Source organism: Pseudovibrio sp. JE062 (assembly GCF_000156235.1).
Classification (GTDB): Bacteria; Pseudomonadota; Alphaproteobacteria; order Rhizobiales; family Stappiaceae; genus Pseudovibrio.
The window spans coordinates 74597-90933 of sequence record NZ_DS996806.1 but is presented as its reverse complement, the minus strand read 5'-3'; the positions used below and the strand labels follow the sequence as shown (position 1 = coordinate 90933).

General features: G+C 53.1%; 18 protein-coding genes. 6 read left to right on the top strand and 12 right to left on the bottom strand.

Annotated features, from left to right (window positions below; all coding sequences use genetic code 11):
* Nucleotides 1-53 precede the first annotated feature (53 nt).
* The 9 genes from PJE062_RS04805 to PJE062_RS04765 form a co-directional block, all read right to left on the bottom strand.
* Nucleotides 54-548, bottom strand: a complete 495-nt coding sequence (locus tag PJE062_RS04805) for a GNAT family N-acetyltransferase (RefSeq protein ID WP_008548018.1) — start codon at nucleotides 546-548, stop codon at nucleotides 54-56.
* Nucleotides 533-1243, bottom strand: a complete 711-nt coding sequence (gene bluB, locus PJE062_RS04800; RefSeq protein WP_008547373.1) for a 5,6-dimethylbenzimidazole synthase — start codon at nucleotides 1241-1243, stop codon at nucleotides 533-535. Before bluB ends, PJE062_RS04805 begins: the two co-directional genes overlap by 16 nt.
* Nucleotides 1240-1794: an adenine phosphoribosyltransferase gene (locus PJE062_RS04795; protein ID WP_037036260.1), complete on the bottom strand. Its 555-nt coding sequence runs from the start codon at nucleotides 1792-1794 to the stop codon at nucleotides 1240-1242. The genes bluB and PJE062_RS04795 overlap by 4 nt, the downstream gene beginning before the upstream one ends.
* 80 nt (nucleotides 1795-1874) lie before the next feature.
* On the bottom strand, nucleotides 1875-2747 hold the full coding sequence (locus PJE062_RS04790; protein ID WP_008547970.1) for an S-methyl-5'-thioadenosine phosphorylase: 873 nt from the start codon (nucleotides 2745-2747) through the stop codon (nucleotides 1875-1877).
* 145 nt (nucleotides 2748-2892) lie between these two features.
* Entirely contained in the window at nucleotides 2893-3735 is an 843-nt protein-coding gene (locus PJE062_RS04785; RefSeq protein ID WP_008547549.1) for a cytochrome c1, read from the bottom strand.
* 18 nt (nucleotides 3736-3753) lie between these two features.
* Nucleotides 3754-5010, bottom strand: coding sequence for a cytochrome b/b6 (locus PJE062_RS04780; RefSeq protein ID WP_008547360.1), 1257 nt, complete (start codon nucleotides 5008-5010; stop codon nucleotides 3754-3756).
* Nucleotides 5011-5033: 23 nt separating this feature from the next.
* Nucleotides 5034-5609, bottom strand: a complete 576-nt coding sequence (gene petA, locus PJE062_RS04775) for a ubiquinol-cytochrome c reductase iron-sulfur subunit (RefSeq protein ID WP_008547658.1) — start codon at nucleotides 5607-5609, stop codon at nucleotides 5034-5036.
* 365 nt (nucleotides 5610-5974) lie between these two features.
* Complete coding sequence (locus PJE062_RS04770; RefSeq protein ID WP_008547933.1) at nucleotides 5975-7813, bottom strand: ABC transporter ATP-binding protein; 1839 nt, start codon at nucleotides 7811-7813, stop codon at nucleotides 5975-5977.
* Nucleotides 7814-7886: 73 nt separating this feature from the next.
* Nucleotides 7887-8276 (bottom strand): hypothetical protein, encoded by a 390-nt coding sequence (locus tag PJE062_RS04765; RefSeq protein WP_008547746.1) that lies wholly within the window; start codon nucleotides 8274-8276, stop codon nucleotides 7887-7889.
* Between the two features lie 567 nt (nucleotides 8277-8843).
* On the opposite strand from PJE062_RS04765, the gene PJE062_RS04760 reads away from it, so the two are divergent.
* The 4 genes from PJE062_RS04760 (at nucleotide 8844) to hemF (ending at nucleotide 11632) form a co-directional block, all read left to right on the top strand.
* Nucleotides 8844-9299, top strand: a complete 456-nt coding sequence (locus PJE062_RS04760; RefSeq protein ID WP_008547433.1) for a tRNA (cytidine(34)-2'-O)-methyltransferase — start codon at nucleotides 8844-8846, stop codon at nucleotides 9297-9299.
* Between the two features lie 68 nt (nucleotides 9300-9367).
* Nucleotides 9368-9946, top strand: coding sequence for a DUF1176 domain-containing protein (locus PJE062_RS04755; RefSeq protein ID WP_008547576.1), 579 nt, complete (start codon nucleotides 9368-9370; stop codon nucleotides 9944-9946).
* Between the two features lie 129 nt (nucleotides 9947-10075).
* Nucleotides 10076-10639, top strand: a complete 564-nt coding sequence (locus PJE062_RS04750) for a DUF1176 domain-containing protein (protein WP_008548143.1) — start codon at nucleotides 10076-10078, stop codon at nucleotides 10637-10639.
* Nucleotides 10640-10720: 81 nt separating this feature from the next.
* Entirely contained in the window at nucleotides 10721-11632 is a 912-nt protein-coding gene (gene hemF, locus PJE062_RS04745) for an oxygen-dependent coproporphyrinogen oxidase (protein WP_008547765.1), read from the top strand.
* 72 nt (nucleotides 11633-11704) lie between these two features.
* Here hemF and PJE062_RS04740 read toward each other — a convergent pair whose 3' ends face one another.
* Complete coding sequence (locus PJE062_RS04740) at nucleotides 11705-12295, bottom strand: DUF2087 domain-containing protein (protein WP_208982167.1); 591 nt, start codon at nucleotides 12293-12295, stop codon at nucleotides 11705-11707.
* Nucleotides 12296-12511: 216 nt separating this feature from the next.
* Nucleotides 12512-12919: a hypothetical protein gene (locus tag PJE062_RS04735; RefSeq protein WP_008547426.1), complete on the bottom strand. Its 408-nt coding sequence runs from the start codon at nucleotides 12917-12919 to the stop codon at nucleotides 12512-12514.
* A gap of 86 nt (nucleotides 12920-13005) precedes the next feature.
* Between PJE062_RS04735 and PJE062_RS04730 the strand changes: the two genes are divergently transcribed.
* Nucleotides 13006-13578, top strand: a complete 573-nt coding sequence (locus PJE062_RS04730; protein ID WP_008547805.1) for a TetR/AcrR family transcriptional regulator — start codon at nucleotides 13006-13008, stop codon at nucleotides 13576-13578.
* Here PJE062_RS04730 and fumC read toward each other — a convergent pair.
* Entirely contained in the window at nucleotides 13565-14971 is a 1407-nt protein-coding gene (fumC, locus tag PJE062_RS04725) for a class II fumarate hydratase (protein ID WP_008547491.1), read from the bottom strand. The genes PJE062_RS04730 and fumC overlap by 14 nt on opposite strands.
* 241 nt (nucleotides 14972-15212) lie before the next feature.
* Here fumC and PJE062_RS04720 point away from each other — a divergent pair, with 241 nt between their 5' ends.
* Complete coding sequence (locus PJE062_RS04720) at nucleotides 15213-16337, top strand: AAA family ATPase (RefSeq protein ID WP_008548010.1); 1125 nt, start codon at nucleotides 15213-15215, stop codon at nucleotides 16335-16337.

The window sequence follows — 16337 nt, the reverse complement described above, 5'->3', positions numbered from 1 at the left end:
ACAATTTTATTTAAACTTTCACAAAGTTAGTCAAAGACCGTTTGAAAGTAAAGCTAAGATCGATTCCCGGTTATGTCCCGACCAAAAATCACTTCATCACGCAGCGGTATTCCGTGCAGACCTGTGACTGGTATTTCGGGTTTTAACTTACGTTCTTCATCGATGACGCCCTGAACGACTTTCTCTAAACGGAAGCTGCGTCTCTGATAAAACCGAAATGCATCTAGATTGTCGTTGGAAGTGCGCACCATGATGCGGCCAATACCCTCTTTACGAGCGGCATCAACAGAAGCATCCAGCAGAAGCGTTCCGATACCACCCCAGCGCTGCAACGAATCGAGAGTAAGGATCTCCCATTCCTGCTCGCGTTTGATCAGTGTAATCATGCCAACCAGACGACCTTCATCCAGAGCAAGGTATCCCGGCAGCTTGGATGCATCCACCATCTCGCCATCAAGCAACTGCTCAGGACTGGTCCACCGGTTCACGAGCAGCTCAACAACCTGCTCTCGATCTTCTGGCTCAATTGCTCTTACTTGGATTGACACGAAGAAGACTCCTGTTTGGCTTCTGGCCTAACTAGATCAATATCTTTTAACATTCGCAATTCAGTGGCAGTACGTGCCTGCCAGCCGGTGCGTTGAAGTTCGGGCGTCAGGTTATTCTCAACCGGGTAACCAATGCACAGATAGGCTACGAACTTCCAGCTGTCAGGAACGCCAAACAGCTTTCCGACACCATCCGGATTGAGAATAGACACCCAACCAACGCCAATGCCTTTCGCTCTAGCAGCAAGCCAAAGGCAGTTAATTGCGCTAACACAAGAATAGGCCAGCGTCTCCGGCATGGTCTGCCGTCCCAGCCCAGCTCCCTGTGTTGGTTCAAGATCACAAAAAACGGCAAATTGCAGCGGAGCGTCGGTCAAACCCTGCAGCTTGAGCTTGGCATAGCTCTCCGCACGCTCTCCCTTGTAGCCCGTCAGGGCCTCTGCATTTGCCTGTTGGAAGTTGAGATACACCGCCTCTCGGTTTGAGGGCTGGCTTACCTCGATAAAACGCCACGGCTGACTGTTGCCGACGCTTGGGGAAAGATCAGTTAATCGCAAAAGCTCTTCAACGGTTTCGCGATCAATCATGTCTTGCTTGAAATGGCGCACATCCCTGCGCCATTTCAAAAGCAATTCAAAATCTTGGTTAAAGGCCTCAGAAAACTGCGGGCCTTGCTCTACAAAGGCGTCATTCAATGACCGGGAAACTCCACCAATGTCCTGACAGGAACGTCCAGAGCTTCCAGTTTTGCACGTCCTTGCAGTTCTGGCAAATCGACAATGAAGCAAGCCGCCACAATGTCAGCACCAGCACTTCTCAGCAGCTTCACAGCCGCTTCTGCCGTACCACCGGTCGCAATCAGGTCATCTACCAGAATAACCTTCTCACCCGGCTTCACAGCATCACAGTGGATTTCAATGGTGTCTGTGCCATACTCAAGCTCATACTCTTGCTCAATGGTCTTGAACGGCAGCTTACCTTTCTTGCGCACAGGCAGGAAACCAGCAGACAGCTGGTGAGCAACAGCACCACCCAGAATGAAGCCACGCGCTTCAATACCAGCAACCTGTTCAATCTTGGAGCCAGCCCATGGCTGCACCAGTGCATCAACCGCACGGCGGAACGCACGAGGATCGCTCAGAAGCGTCGTGATATCGCGGAACAGGATACCTTCCTTCGGATAGTCCGGGATCGTGCGAATGGACGCGATCAGCTCCTCTGAGATTGTGTTCAGTGTGTCAGTCATGGTCATTTCCACGTTTTGAATTGCATTGTTTCAGTCAAAGGCCCTCCGCTCAGGGCCTTCAGGATCACTCAGGTAATCAGTTATTTTTTCAGCACACGTCCAGCGACAGCATCAAGCTTTGCAAGCAGCTCAGGATCTCGCCTGTCCTCAGCAGTCATAATCGCAAAGTCGAGCGCAGTGTTGGAGCCAATCGGGCATTGCTGATGTTCTCTCGGCAGTTTGCGGGCCACCGCCAGCACAAGCTTCTGAGCGCTTTCCACGTTCTCATGCAGAACCTTGATGATCGCATTGATATCGACATTGCCATGATCGGCATGCCAGCTGTCGTAATCCGTCACCATAGCCACTGTTGAGTAGCTGATTTCTGCTTCACGGGCCAGCTTTGCTTCCGGCATGTTTGTCATGCCAATCACGTCACAGCCCCAGGAACGATACAGATCGCTCTCAGCTTTAGAAGAAAACTGCGGCCCTTCCATAGCCAGATAAGTCCCACCGCGGCTATACGTAAGGCCCTCTTCTTGACAGGCACCTTCCACCACATCCACTAGCAACGGTGAAACCGGGTCCGCCACAGAAACGTGCGCCACACAGCCAGTGCCAAAGAAACTCTTCTCACGGGCAAACGTCCGGTCAATAAACTGATCAACCAGCACGAACGTTCCCGGCGCATATTCTTCTTTCAAAGAACCGCAAGCACTGACGGAAATCAGATCCGTCACACCAGCACGCTTGAGCACGTCGATGTTGGCGCGATAGTTGATCTGGCTCGGAGAATGCACATGGCCACGACCGTGACGCGGCAGGAAGACAACCTTCAGTCCATCAATCTCGCCAATACAGACATCGTCGCTTGGCTCGCCCCATGGGCTTTCAATCCGCTCCCATCGGGCATTTTCAAAACCAGGAATATTGTAGAGGCCAGAACCTCCGATAATACCCAGAACCGCCTGCATATCGCTCTCTCCGCTTATAGCCAGTTTCAGTGCACTTTACCTGATTCAGTCTCGTGAAGTTGGCACTACATCAAATCCAGACGCCAACCCCAAAAAAAAGGGCTACCCGAATAGGATAGCCCTTTTTGAAAGTATCGATGTGACCTTAGTGGTCTACATTGCTCCAGATCTTGCGCTTTGTGAAGTACAGCAAAGATGCAAACAGGATCAGGAATGCCATGACGCCGAAGCCGATACGCTTACGTGCTTCCAGATGAGGCTCAGCTGCCCACATCAGGAATGCAGAAACGTCACGAGCGTACTGATCAGTGGTCATTGGAGAACCATCGGAGTACTCAACCAGCTCGTCAGAGAGTGGTGGCGCCATTGCTAGCGTCTTACCAGCGATGAAGCCCGTGTTGTAGTACTGACCTTCTGGAACCTCAACGCCCTCAGGAGCTTCGTGGTAACCAGTCAGCAGGCCGTAGAGGTAATCCGGGCCGTTTTCCTGATACTGCGTAGCAATATCCAGAACGAACCATGGGAAACCACGGGTCACTGCGCGGGCTTTAGCCATCAGAGACAGGTCTGGTGGGTAAGCACCGTTGTTGGAAGCACGTGCTGCCTGCTCGTTCGGGAACGGAGAAGGGAACTTGTCGAACGGCTTGCCTTCGCGCTCGAACATTTCACCTTCATCATCCGGACCATCTACGATGGAGTATTCAGCTGCAAGAGCCTTAACTTCATCAACGGAGAAGCCAGGTCCGCCTTCCTCAGCGAGGTTACGGAATGCAACGAGGCTCAGACCGTGACAGGAAGAACAAACTTCCTGGTACACCTGGAAACCACGCTGTAGCTGCGCTTTGTCAAACTGACCGAAAGGACCAGCAAAAGACCAAGGCTGCTTCTCAACGTGCGGAGCATCACCAGCTGCCAGAGCTGGGCCTGCCACTGCAAGACCTGCAACAACAGCAAGTGCGCGAGCGCTTTTGAACATTAGATTTTTCATCTTTAAAATCCCCTGCCCTTAAGCCGCTTCGCCGGTTTTACCCAGCACTGCATCGTTGATTGAGTCAGGAACTTTCCGAGGCGTTTCGATCAGTCCGAGAACTGGCAGAACGATCAGGAAGTGAGCGAAGTACAGTGCAGTGAAGACCTGAGCCAGAGCCACGTATGGCTGTTCTGCAGGCATTGCACCGAGCCAACCAAGCATCACACAGGTGAAACCGAACAGCCAGAAGAAGAACTTGTAAACTGGACGGAAACGCGCAGAGCGAACTTTGGAAGTGTCGAGCCATGGCAGTACGAAGAGCACTGCGATTGCGCCAAACATTGCGATAACACCACCCAGCTTCGAAGGAATTGGGCCGATATCGAAAGTGATCGCACGCAGGATCGCGTAGAACGGCAGGAAGTACCATTCAGGCACGATGTGTGCTGGCGTTACCATTGGGTTTGCTTCGATGTAGTTGTCCGGGTGACCCATGTAGTTCGGCAGGTAGAATGCGAACCAGGAGAAGAAGATCATGAAGACAACAATCGCGAACAGATCCTTCATCGTGTAGTACGGATGGAATGGGATCGTGTCCTTCTCGGATTTTGGATCAACACCAACTGGGTTGTTGTTACCAGCAACGTGGAACGCCCAGATGTGCAGGATCACAATACCAACAATCACGAATGGCAGCAGATAGTGCAGTGAGAAGAAGCGGTTCAGAGTTGGGTTACCAACGGAGAAGCCACCCCAGAGCCATGTAGTGATGCTGTCGCCAACAATCGGGATCGCGGAGAACAGGTTAGTAATAACCGTCGCGCCCCACAGTGACATCTGACCCCATGGAAGCACGTAGCCCATGAACGCAGTTGCCATCATCAGCAGGAACAGCAGAACACCAAGGATCCAGGCGATCTCACGTGGTTCCTTGTAGGAACCGTAGTACAGACCACGAAAGATGTGGATGTAAACTGCAATGAAGAACATGGATGCGCCGTTCATGTGCAGATAGCGGATAAGCCATCCGTAGTTCACATCGCGCATGATGTGTTCAACAGAGAGGAATGCAAGAGTTTCATGCGGGGTGTAGTGCATCACCAGAACGATACCGGTGATCAGCTGCACAACCAGCATGAAGAATGCGATACCGCCGAAAGTCCACCAGTAGTTCAGGTTCTTCGGGGTAGGAAAAGCGACAAAGCTCCCATGAACAAGGGAGAGAACCGGCAAACGACGCTCAAGCCATTTGGCGCCAGCGTTTTGCGGTTCATAAGTAGAATGACCAGCCATAGCTGCCTCCTGAAGGGGTCACGTCAGCCGATTACGACAGTGTCGTCCGTGGTGAATTTGTAAGGCGGCACGAGCATATTCTCTGGAGCCGGGCCTTTACGGATACGACCAGCGGTGTCGTAGTGAGAGCCATGGCATGGGCAGAACCAACCACCGAACTCACCTTTGTTGTCGCCGTTTTTCTGGCCAAGTGGCACACAGCCAAGGTGCGTACATACACCAACCATGACGAGCCAGGCTTCTTTGCCATCGGCTGCGCGGTTTGCATCTGACGCATCCGCACCGTCTTCTAGGTTAGAGTTACGTGCGAACTGGTCTGGCAGATCAGAAAGCGGAACGGCTGCAGCTTCAGCGATCTCCTGCTCCGTACGTTGACGGATAAAGACCGGCTTGCCACGCCAAGTTACGGTGATGGATTGCCCGACTTCAACCGCAGAAACATCAACTTCAATAGAAGCCAAAGCGAGTGCAGATGCATCCGGGTTCATCTGATGGATAAAGGGCCAAGCCAGAGCTCCCGCACCGACCGCGCCCACGGCACCGGTCGCGATGTAGAGAAAATCGCGGCGTGTCGGTTCAGCCGTTTCCGTGTGTTCCAAGGTCGCGTCCTCTCGAAACAAAATTGAAAGAGATCACCTAAAAACTCTCTTGAGAGGACAGTACCCACGGCTAGTAAAACCAACCACTATCTACTCACTACAAAGAGCTGTAGGTGAAAATGCGCAAAATACGCACTTATATTGACGGATGCTATCTGCCACCAATGGTCGCACTTGTCTAGACTCGTTAAAAAATTGGGGACTTATTGTCGCAGACAATTTGGGCATAAGAGACAAAAAACAGGGACAATTGAGTTTTTGACACGAGAATATGAGTCAAAAGTCGAGTGGTTCGGGGACCAGAAGACGCAATTTCGCCCCGAACCACTTTTGGTTTAAACCGCTTGATTCCCTGTCAAGAATCCCTATTCAGCGGCAACTTGTGCAAGGAAACCGCCGGATTGGTGGTTCCAGAGGTTCTCGTAGATACCTTCGGATTTCAAAAGTTCCTCATGGGTACCCATTTCGACAATCTTGCCTTGATCCATGACAATCAGGCGATCCATTGCCGCAATTGTGGAAAGTCGGTGGGCAATTGCAATAACCGTCTTACCTTCCATCAATTCAAACAGGCTTTCCTGGATTGCAGCTTCCACTTCTGAGTCCAAAGCAGAGGTCGCTTCGTCCAGAACAAGGATTGGAGCATCCTTCAGCAGCACACGTGCAATCGCCACACGCTGACGCTGACCGCCGGACAGCTTCACACCGCGTTCACCCACCAGAGTATCAAAGCCAGTCCGGCCTTCTGGATCTTTCAGTCCCTCGATAAACTCCAGCGCATGCGCCCGGCGAGCCGCTTCCTGCGCCTCTTCAAACGTTGCACCGTCTTTGCCATAGGTGATGTTTTCCAGAATAGTCCGGTGCAGCAAGGATGTATCCTGAGACACCACCCCAATATGCTGGCGCAGACTTTCCTGTGTCACCGCACAGATATCCTGACCATCAACGGTAATCCGGCCACCTTCCAGATCATGGAAGCGCAGCAACAGGTTCATCAGCGTAGACTTACCAGCACCGGAACGACCAACAATGCCGATCTTCTCACCCGGCTTGATGTTCAGCGACAGGTTCTCAAGAACACCACTGCCCTTGCCATAATGGAACTTCACATCTTCAAAGCGGATTTCCGCATCAGAGACCACAAGCTCCTTCGCATCGTCCTTGTCCGTGACTTCCGTATGTCTGGACAGCATGCCCAGGCCATCCTGAACCGTACCGATATTCTCAAACAGACCAGCAACTTCCCAGAGGATCCACTGAGACATACCTTGCAGGCGCAATGCCAGACCAATAGCAATTGCGATATCGCCGGTCGTCACCAATGCGCCCTTCCAGAGCCAGATGGAAACACCACCAAGCGTCAGCAGCAGCAGATTGTTGATCACGGTCAGACAGATGTTCAGCAAGGTCACGTTCCGCATCTGGCGATGCACCGTGTTCATGAACGTACTCATGGAGCCCTTGGCATAATCTTCTTCACGAGAAGCATGCGAGAACAGCTTTACGGTCGAGATATTCGTATATGCATCAACAACATGGCCAGTCATCACAGAGCGCGCGTCTGCCTGCTTCTTGGAGATCCGCTTCAGCTTCGGCACGAAGATGTACATGACCAGGAAGTAGGAAGCCAACCAACCCAGCATCGGCAGCGCAAGGCGCCAGTCCGCGCTTGCGAGCACAGCAAGAGCAGCCAGGAAGTAAACAATCACATAGACAAAGATATCGACAATACGCGTAATAACTTCTCTGACAGCCAGAGAAGTCTGCATCAGCTTGTTAGCGATACGACCCGCAAAGTCATTATGGAAGAAACTTAAGCTCTGACGAAGTAACTGGCGATGCCCTTTCCAACGGATCAGCATCGGATAGTTGCCGACAAGCCCCTGATGGAAGAACATCTCCCACACTGCTGAAGTAAGGGGTGAAATTATAAGTAGAACCGCACCCATCCAGATGAGATGGCCCCAGTTATCAGCAAAGAACGTCTCTGGATCTTCAGTTCCCAACCAGTTAACAAGATCACCCATGAACGTAAATATAACCACTTCCAAAACAGCAATACCTGCTGCAAAGAAAGCAATAATCATAAGCAATAAAGAAACTGGCTTAGTATAATACCAGATAAAGCCCCAAAACTTACTTGGAGGAGTCTCTATCTCTTCCATTTTAAATGGATCAATAAGCTTCTCAAAATACGAGAACATGACAAATCCCAATTAAGATATTTGGTTTGCGAGCTGCGCTACCACGTCAACATGGTAAGAGGATGACGGCTGCTTACTGCAGCCGCTCATCTCGTTCGTATGGATCACGGTTATCGCGTGGAGAACCGGAAAAGCTCCAGATAACGCTGGCAATCCCGATACCTACAGCAAAAGCGCCAACCAAAGTGTCAACAAAGCGCCCCTTAAACAGGGAGCCAGCTTCATAGGTTCCGTTTGCTTTCACAATTTCAACCGCAGCCAACTCAGCGTAAAGCGTTGGAACAATTGTGAAAAATGCAATTCCGGCACTAATCATCAAGAACCAGAATGCGTGCATAAGGCTTTGAGAAAAAGTTACTTTTTCAGACCGAGCCGAACGCACATACCGGCCACCGTCGACCGGAATTTGAGATGCAGAACCGTCACGGGACGCGACCTGCGCCCAGATAAATGACGTAATCATTGGAGATACTCCGACAACATATGCATGCAGCCGCAGACGCAATTCGTCCGTAAAGAGGGCTACATTAAGAAAATACGAGCTAGTAAAGTGTTGGAAAGCCGCCGCTTAAGCGGAAACGGCAAATGCAATGCAGTTAGTGGGATGCATAGCGCATGCGCCTACTGCCGGGAGAACATTAGCGTTCACGAGCACAAATTCAGTATTCATGTATGTCTCCCTGGTTCCAACGTTAAAAATAGCTGATCGGGCGATCAGCAACTCGGAGAGTCTCGTCAAGTAAGAAGAGGGCTCTCGGCCGGTGCGAGATGCTTATACTCACAAAGGCGGAGACATGCCTAGCCCCAAAAATTCCGGAAAAACACTTTAGGGTGTACTGTATCTTTTTCGCAACATATATCACGAATTCCTATGGAACCTCTTGAATTTGATTAGGTTTCACCCAGCGAAACGCGCCACCTATCAACAAACTCTATGATTTTTCTGGAGATTTTCACCGGGTTCCTCTAGATGCCCAAGAGATGCTTCCATAAGCCCCTCACGAAAATCTTACAGCGAGCACACTGCGCCATGCCAGATATTGCCCTTTATCAGCCAGACATTCCGCAGAACACCGGCACCCTGTTGCGCTTGGCCGCCTGCATGGATGTAACGGTGCACCTGATCGAACCAGCAGGCTTCCCGCTGTCAGATCATGCACTTAAACGGGCTGGCATGGATTACATCGAGCGCGCGAAACTCCAACGCCATATGGATTGGGAGAGTTTTCGTGAATGGCAATTGGCGGAAAAGCGCCGACTTATCCTCATGACGACCAAGGGAACCCGTCCTTACACCCAGTTCGCCTTCAAAAAGGACGACCTGATCCTGATGGGCCGCGAAAGCTCTGGTGTGCCAGAAGAAATCCATCAGCTCGCCGATTCCAGACTACTGATTCCCATGAAGAACGGCATGCGCTCCCTCAACATGGCGGTTTCCACTGGAATGGTACTGGGCGAAGCCCTTCGTCAAACAGATTGTTTTTGAATAAAATACAACCTAGACTACGTGCGTTATTTATTGCGTTGCTTTGCGCTGTTTAGGTTTATTTTGCAATGTTTCAGAGTGTCTCGAGAAAAATTGCTCATCTATTCTCTGTTGCACTTTTTCTCGTTATCCCCCTGCCCGCTTTGGCAGGCGCTCCGATAGAGCCAGTACTTTATCCCAACCTGCACGACAAGGCAGAATTGGACCGGCATCTGCACCTGCTCAACCAGATATACCCCTGCGACTGGCATGATGCACACACACGAAGCGGGTATAACCTCTACGATCTTGGCAATGGCATTCAGGTGCTGGAGTTCTCCTGCACCGTGGGCCTGCATAATCTAGCAAACCTCTACATCCGGCGGATCAAGGGCAGCAAGCAACCTGCACAGCTCATTGCGCTGCGCCGCCCCAAGGGGCAACCGGTCACCAGCAAGTACATCCTCTTTAACAGCTTCTGGGATCTCAACCGCGGCGCACTCACCAGCTTCACCGTAGACCGCGGCCTCTCTGATTGCGGCTCTTTCGAAGTCCACCGCTTCACATCAGATGGCTATCTGGAACTTATAGAGTACCGCGCCAAGCGAAACTGCGACGGCAAGTTCCGCGAACCCACCGATTACCCGTTGATCTACCCGGCCTTGTAACGCCGCCCACTCAGTTCGTTAAAGCATGCCTGGAACTGGTAGCCTGCAGTAAACCAAGAGTTTTTAGGCAAGTGTAATCCGAAACCGGCATCCTCAGGCAAAACCACGCCGTCAAAGAGGAAGGCCGCCATGTCTAAAACCCTGTCTCCAGCACTGGCTGCTGTCCTCCTCTCCATCAGTTTGCTGGCAAGCCCCACTTTGGCGGGGCCCATTGAACCTGTGAGAGAAAACGACCAAAAAATCCTGAACCGCTATCTGGGGCTGTTGGATCAGGCCTATCCCTGCGATTGGAAGCAGGCTTACGACACAATGGGCAACTACCGCCTTCAGTTCAGCAAGAACATCGAAGTGCTGGAGTTCGCCTGCTCCATAAGTCCGTACAATGAAGCCCATGTTTATGTGCGTGTGGACTCCCACAAACCACAGGACGCCGAGCTGCTGAGCTTCAGGCGCCCTCAGAACGAAGACAACGATGATCCGCATGTGGTCTTCAATGGCGTCTGGGACATCAAGACCGGCGATCTGACCAGCTTCATGAAAGGCCGTGGTTTGGGCGATTGCGGAACCTATGAGGTCCACCGCTTCACACCAGAAGGCTACCCACACCTTCTTGAGTTCCGCGCCAAACCGGAATGCGACGGCAACTATGTGCAGCCGGAAAAGTATCCCGTCATCCTCACTCAGCCGCAATAACAGCACCCACCTCTCCTGTACTTCGCAGCTGCACTCCATTAAACAGAGCAACAAAGAAGATTTAGCGCTCTAGGAGGGACGATGAGCGACTCACAGAACACGCTTCCGGCAGATCTGGAAGACAAGAAGAAAGAAGCCTCTGCGTGGTTCACTCAGCTGCGCGATAACATCTGCACCGCATTTGAGCAGCTGGAAGAAGAAGTTGGCGAACAGGACGGCCCACTCGCAGACCAGCCAGCCGGACGTTTTGAACGCACCCCATGGGAGCGCACAGACCACAGTGGCGGCCACGGCGGCGGCGGCGTCATGTCTTTGATGCACGGTCGTGTGTTCGAGAAGGTTGGCGTCCACGTGTCCACCGTACACGGCGAGTTCTCTCCGGAATTCCGCGACCAGATCCCAGGTGCCAGCGAAGATCCGCGCTTCTGGGCCTCCGGCATCTCCCTGATCGCCCACATGCACAATCCAAATGTACCGGCAGTGCATATGAACACCCGTATGGTGGTCACCACCAAGCAGTGGTTCGGTGGTGGAGCAGACCTCACCCCAGTGCTCAGCGCACGCCGCACACAGGAAGACCCGGACACCGTTGAGTTCCACGAGGCCATGAAGGCAGCATGTGTTGATCATCCGGGCGCAGACTACGATCACTTCAAGAAGTGGTGTGACGAGTACTTCTATCTGCCTCACCGCAAGGAAGCGCGCGGCATCGGTGGCATCTTCTACGACCGCCACAACACTGGCGACTGGAATGCAGACCTTGCCTTCACCAAATCCGTCGGCAACGCCTTCCTCGACATCTATCCAAAGCTGGTGCGTAAAAACTTCCTGACCCCATGGACACTGGAACAGCGCGAAGAACAGCTGGTCCGTCGTGGCCGCTACGTGGAGTTCAACCTCCTCTACGACCGCGGCACCATCTTCGGCCTCAAGACAGGCGGAAACGTCTCCTCCATCCTGTCCTCCATGCCACCAGTGGTAAAGTGGCCATAAGCCAGAAAACGAAAGAGGCTCCCCGGCCCAAAAGTCGGGAAGCCTCCTGTCTAAATGGCAGTGAAAGCCAAGCTAAGTGCTCGGTCGCACGATGAACGACATGGCAGAGCTGCCGCTTTCACTTTCCAAACGTCTCCCCTTCAAACGCTTAATCAGATCACGCGCCTCCAGTGGTGGTTGCTGCTCTTGCCGCCTGTAATCGGAACCATCCCGATTACGATGCAGCAGCCCAAGGCTAAACAGCTCGCGTCTCAGCAACGCGGGGTCTGCAAAACAATGAGCGTCATTGAGCACAGTGTTGATCTCCTTCTCCCGAAGCGATGCACCAGCCGGAATAAGAGACCACAACTGCCAAAGACAAAGCACCTGAACCTGCCGACGTGACGGCCAGCTAACCAGCCGCCCCGCCTTATCAAACTGGTTCAGCCCACGCTCAACCAAACGATGATCCACCGTCTCAACAACCGGCTCCGTATCAAGGCGGCGTCCAGCGGAATGCGATGCTCTTAAATGTTGGAAGTTTTGAAAGCCCGCCGCTTTGGCGAGCATGTTCATCAGCTCCACATGAGAAGGAGCATCACCGCGTGACTTCATCTGACGGGCAACACTGCGCGCAAACGTGGAGATATCAGGCGAACGAAGAGGGACCGGGACTCTCGACATTGAAAAATCCTCTCGAGCCGCATTTTACTTTTCGTGGTCGCTGACTTGCGAAGCGGCATCGGACAAGAATGTCGATTACTCTCGAAGTGAATGGCAGGTTTAGCTCCCCTTTCGGGGCAGCGACGCCTTGGGAACTGCCGACCTGCGCTGACAATAAAGGCGATTTCCGCAAAATGTCAACACGCAGAAGCTTTAGGCGTCGCCGGTCTCAACCACTCAGGCAGCAGCCCTTTGCAAAGCAGGTGCGCGGCCCACCTTGCGCAAACCCATCGCCACACAGCCAGCGATAATGATAAAGGAGATCCATTGCGGCATGTCCATCAGGTTACCCAGCTGAGAGAGGCCGTAAGCGATGAACAGCAGGGTGAACCCGCCATATTGCCCAATCACCAACCAGGCAACACCCGCTGCCAACTCGCTTTTGAAGGCCGCAGCCAGCAGCAACACACCGTTGACCAGCATCACCACCGTGATCCCGTGCCAGACCACCGACAGCACCGCGATCACCACAGGATGAAGATCACTGCCCAATACAGGATCATGGATCTCTGGCCCACCCAGAAACACATGCACTAACACCAGCAGTAAAGACAGTATTCCGGAAGCCAACAGCCACTTATTCATTGGAGTTCTCTCATTTCTGATTCCATACGCTAGCGTACGGTACATTATAACTGGATCTTGTCAATACGGTAGCGTATGGTGGAAACATGACGGAGAAAACCAAACTCACAGCGCTTGATTGGATCAAAGGCGGCTTTCGTTCACTGGCCTCTGATGGCCCGCAAGGCCTCAAAGCTGAAGTGCTGGCACGAAAGCTGAAAGTCAGCAAAGGCTCGTTCTATTGGCACTTCAAGGATGTAGCCGCCCTCAAAACCGCCATGCTGGACCATTGGGAAGAGCTCGCCACCCAGCAAATCATCGCGCAGGTGGATGCTGGCAGCCCCGACCCGAAACAGCGCCTCTATGATCTGATTGAGATTGCAGCAAGTGAGGTCTCTGAAGAATACGGCGCCAACGGTGTCTCAAACGCGCTGCGAAACTGGGCCCAGTTTGATGAGCTCGCCCGTGCCTACACCACCAAGATCGACCGCCGCCGTCTGGAGTATGTTGAGAGCCTGTTCTCTCAGGTGCCTCAAACCCGTAAACACGCCAAAATCAACGCCCAGATCCTCTACGCCACGCTGATTGGTGCAGAACAGCTGGATCAGGCAGACACAAAGGCCTGCCTGGCACAAACGCTGGATATCATGATGGGCTCATCGCGCCCTATCCCGGCCTGACCATCTTCTCAGGCCGCACCACCCGGTCAAACTCTTCGGCGGTCACATAACCTAGCCGAAGCGCTTCTTCTTTCAGGGTCGTACCGTTCTTATGCGCGGACTTGGCAATCTCGGTTGCCTTGTCATAACCGATTGTCGGCGCCAGTGCTGTCACCAGCATCAACGACCGCTCCATCAACTCCTCAATACGATCAAGGTTTGGCTCAATGCCAACCACACAGCGGTCTGCAAAGCTCACCATGCAATCTGCCAGCAACTCGATGGACTGCAGCAGACTGTTGGCAATCACGGGCTTAAACACGTTCAGCTCAAAATGCCCCGTTGCACCAGCCACACTCACAGCTGTCTGATTGCCCATCACCTGCGCACAGACCATGGTCACCGCCTCACACTGGGTCGGGTTCACCTTGCCCGGCATAATGGAAGAGCCCGGCTCATTGGCAGGTAGGCTGATCTCACCAAGACCAGAACGAGGCCCCGAAGCCAGGAAGCGAATGTCGTTGGCAATCTTCATCAGCGAGCACGCCAGCGTGTTCAGCGCACCATGGGCAAACACCGCCGCATCATGGGTTGCCAGCGCCTCGAACTTGTTCGTTGCCGTCACAAACGGCAGGCCCGTCACCTCACTCACATGGGTGGCAAAGGCACTGGCAAACTCTGGGGTTGAGTTGAGCCCAGTCCCAACAGCTGTGCCGCCCTGTGCAAGGCGATAAAGCCCTACGAGGCTCTGCTCAATACGCTCCTTGGAATACTCCAGTTGCGCCACATAACCAGAGAACTCCTGCCCCAATGTCAGAGGCGTCGCATCCTGCGTGTGCGTGCGTCCAATTTTCACGATGTCAGAAAACGCTGCGACCTTGGCTTCCAGCGTGTCATGCAGATGAACCAGCGCAGGCAGCAGCACCTTGTTGATCTCACAGGCAGCTGCAATATGCATCGCTGTTGGGAACGTATCGTTGGAGGACTGCCCCATGTTCACATGATCATTGGGGTGAACAGGAGACTTGCTGCCAATCTGTCCGCCGAGCAGCTCAATCGCCCGGTTCGCAATCACCTCGTTGGTGTTCATGTTCGATTGTGTGCCCGAGCCCGTCTGCCAGATCACCAGCGGAAAATGCGCATCCAGCTTGCCGGAGATCACCTCAGTCGCCGCCTGACAAATGGCTTTGCCCAGATCCTCCGGCAAGCGCCCCTCTTCCATGTTCACTTTGGCAGCCGCCAGCTTCACCGCACCCAGCGCATGGATCAGCGCAGGTGGCAAATGCTCTCGGCCAATAGGAAAGTTGATCAGGGAACGTGCGGTTTGCGCGCCCCAGTACTTGCCAACCGGAACATCCAACACACCAAAACTATCGGATTCCTGCCGCATGCTGTCAGAATCTTGAGCAGACATCGAAACTCTCCTCCAAAGCGCAGTTCCGAAAACCTTTGCGGTTTCCTGAAAGAAGAACGCAACAAACGAAGACACCAAGCAGTTTGAACAACCCACCCTTGAAGTAAAGAGCTACCTCAACCACAGGCGAACAAAACGTGAATTTCCGGTGCATGAACTTTCGGGTTCAATTTACAATCCCAATCCAACCTGCTTATTCTCAACCATACTTACCGAAGATATATCAAAAAAGTTTCACCTCATGGCCATGCCCCCTCTTTCCGCGATCGGCATAGAGAACTACCGGTCCGTACATAAGCTCTTCATGCGAGTTGGCGCCGTCAACGTGTTTGTCGGCAACAACGGCGTTGGCAAAACGAACCTTTACAAGTCTCTGGAGCTGCTCCAGCAGGCAGCGCTGGGCCGCATCACCCGCGCCGTCTCAGAGGAAGGTGGGGTGGACAGCGTCATGTGGGCGGGCGACCTGAAGACCCACGAAAAGAAGCGCATCATCCTGCGCGCTGATCTGGGGGATCTGTCCTACCGGATCGAGCTGGGTCTGCCCAACCCGATCTCCGATCCTGCGCTACCTTTTGAAACCATGGTCAGAGACGAAGAACTCACGCTCCTGACTGGCAAAAAGCCGGTTGTGCTGATGCAGCGCAAAGGCCCGAGTGCGTTCTTAAGATCCAGCAAAGGCGGCAAAGTCACCTACGACAACGAGCTGCTCCCTTCCGAAACCGCTCTCGCCAGCATCCGCGATGGCAGCCAGTTTCCTGAGCTGGATCTGGTACGCCGCGCCATAACAGATTGGCGGTTCTACCATACATTCCGCAGTGATCGGGACAGCCTGCTCCGCCGCCCAAGCCCCAATGTCACCACGCCGACACTTTCCTCAGACGGCAGTGATCTGGCAGCAGTATTTGCCACTCTGAAGGAAATCCAAAAGGACACCTTCTTTCTGCAACAAGCAGTCGACGACGCTTTCCCGGACAGCAAACTGATCATTGAAGCCAACGGGCAGGATTGCCGCTTCGCATTGCAAACCCCGGAAATCCGCCGCCCCTTCCCATCTCAGGAACTGTCAGACGGCACACTGCAGTATCTCGCCCTGCTCGGCGCTATGCTGTCCTACCGCCTGCCATCCTTCATTGCCCTCAACGAACCGGAAGCCAGCCTCCACCCCGACCTGCTGGAACCGCTCGCCAAAGTTATTGCCAAAGCCTCAGAGCGCAGCCAGATCTGGCTCGTAACCCATTCTGAACAACTTGCTGATCATATTGCCAATCATGCAGGGGCATACCCAAGGCGCATTTATAAAGAAAACGGCCAGACCGGAATTGATGGCCTGAAAATCACCGGCGAGTTCGTCGGAGAGGAGTACTGA

Excerpts from the sequence above, each read along its gene's own strand:
- PJE062_RS04730 (WP_008547805.1), top strand. The coding sequence starts at position 13,006 with ATGACGGAGAAAACCAAACTCACAGCGCTTGATTGGATCAAAGGCGGC.
- PJE062_RS04720 (WP_008548010.1), top strand. The coding sequence starts at position 15,213 with ATGGCCATGCCCCCTCTTTCCGCGATCGGCATAGAGAACTACCGGTCC.
- PJE062_RS04765 (WP_008547746.1), bottom strand. The coding sequence starts at position 8,276 with ATGATTACGTCATTTATCTGGGCGCAGGTCGCGTCCCGTGACGGTTCT.
- PJE062_RS04785 (WP_008547549.1), bottom strand. The coding sequence starts at position 3,735 with ATGAAAAATCTAATGTTCAAAAGCGCTCGCGCACTTGCTGTTGTTGCA.
- PJE062_RS04735 (WP_008547426.1), bottom strand. The coding sequence starts at position 12,919 with ATGAATAAGTGGCTGTTGGCTTCCGGAATACTGTCTTTACTGCTGGTG.
- PJE062_RS04740 (WP_208982167.1), bottom strand. The coding sequence starts at position 12,295 with ATGTCGAGAGTCCCGGTCCCTCTTCGTTCGCCTGATATCTCCACGTTT.
- PJE062_RS04780 (WP_008547360.1), bottom strand. The coding sequence starts at position 5,010 with ATGGCTGGTCATTCTACTTATGAACCGCAAAACGCTGGCGCCAAATGG.
- PJE062_RS04750 (WP_008548143.1), top strand. The coding sequence starts at position 10,076 with ATGTCTAAAACCCTGTCTCCAGCACTGGCTGCTGTCCTCCTCTCCATC.
- PJE062_RS04795 (WP_037036260.1), bottom strand. The coding sequence starts at position 1,794 with ATGACTGACACACTGAACACAATCTCAGAGGAGCTGATCGCGTCCATT.
- hemF (WP_008547765.1), top strand. The coding sequence starts at position 10,721 with ATGAGCGACTCACAGAACACGCTTCCGGCAGATCTGGAAGACAAGAAG.
- PJE062_RS04790 (WP_008547970.1), bottom strand. The coding sequence starts at position 2,747 with ATGCAGGCGGTTCTGGGTATTATCGGAGGTTCTGGCCTCTACAATATT.
- PJE062_RS04770 (WP_008547933.1), bottom strand. The coding sequence starts at position 7,813 with ATGTTCTCGTATTTTGAGAAGCTTATTGATCCATTTAAAATGGAAGAG.
- PJE062_RS04755 (WP_008547576.1), top strand. The coding sequence starts at position 9,368 with ATGTTTCAGAGTGTCTCGAGAAAAATTGCTCATCTATTCTCTGTTGCA.
- PJE062_RS04760 (WP_008547433.1), top strand. The coding sequence starts at position 8,844 with ATGCCAGATATTGCCCTTTATCAGCCAGACATTCCGCAGAACACCGGC.
- fumC (WP_008547491.1), bottom strand. The coding sequence starts at position 14,971 with ATGTCTGCTCAAGATTCTGACAGCATGCGGCAGGAATCCGATAGTTTT.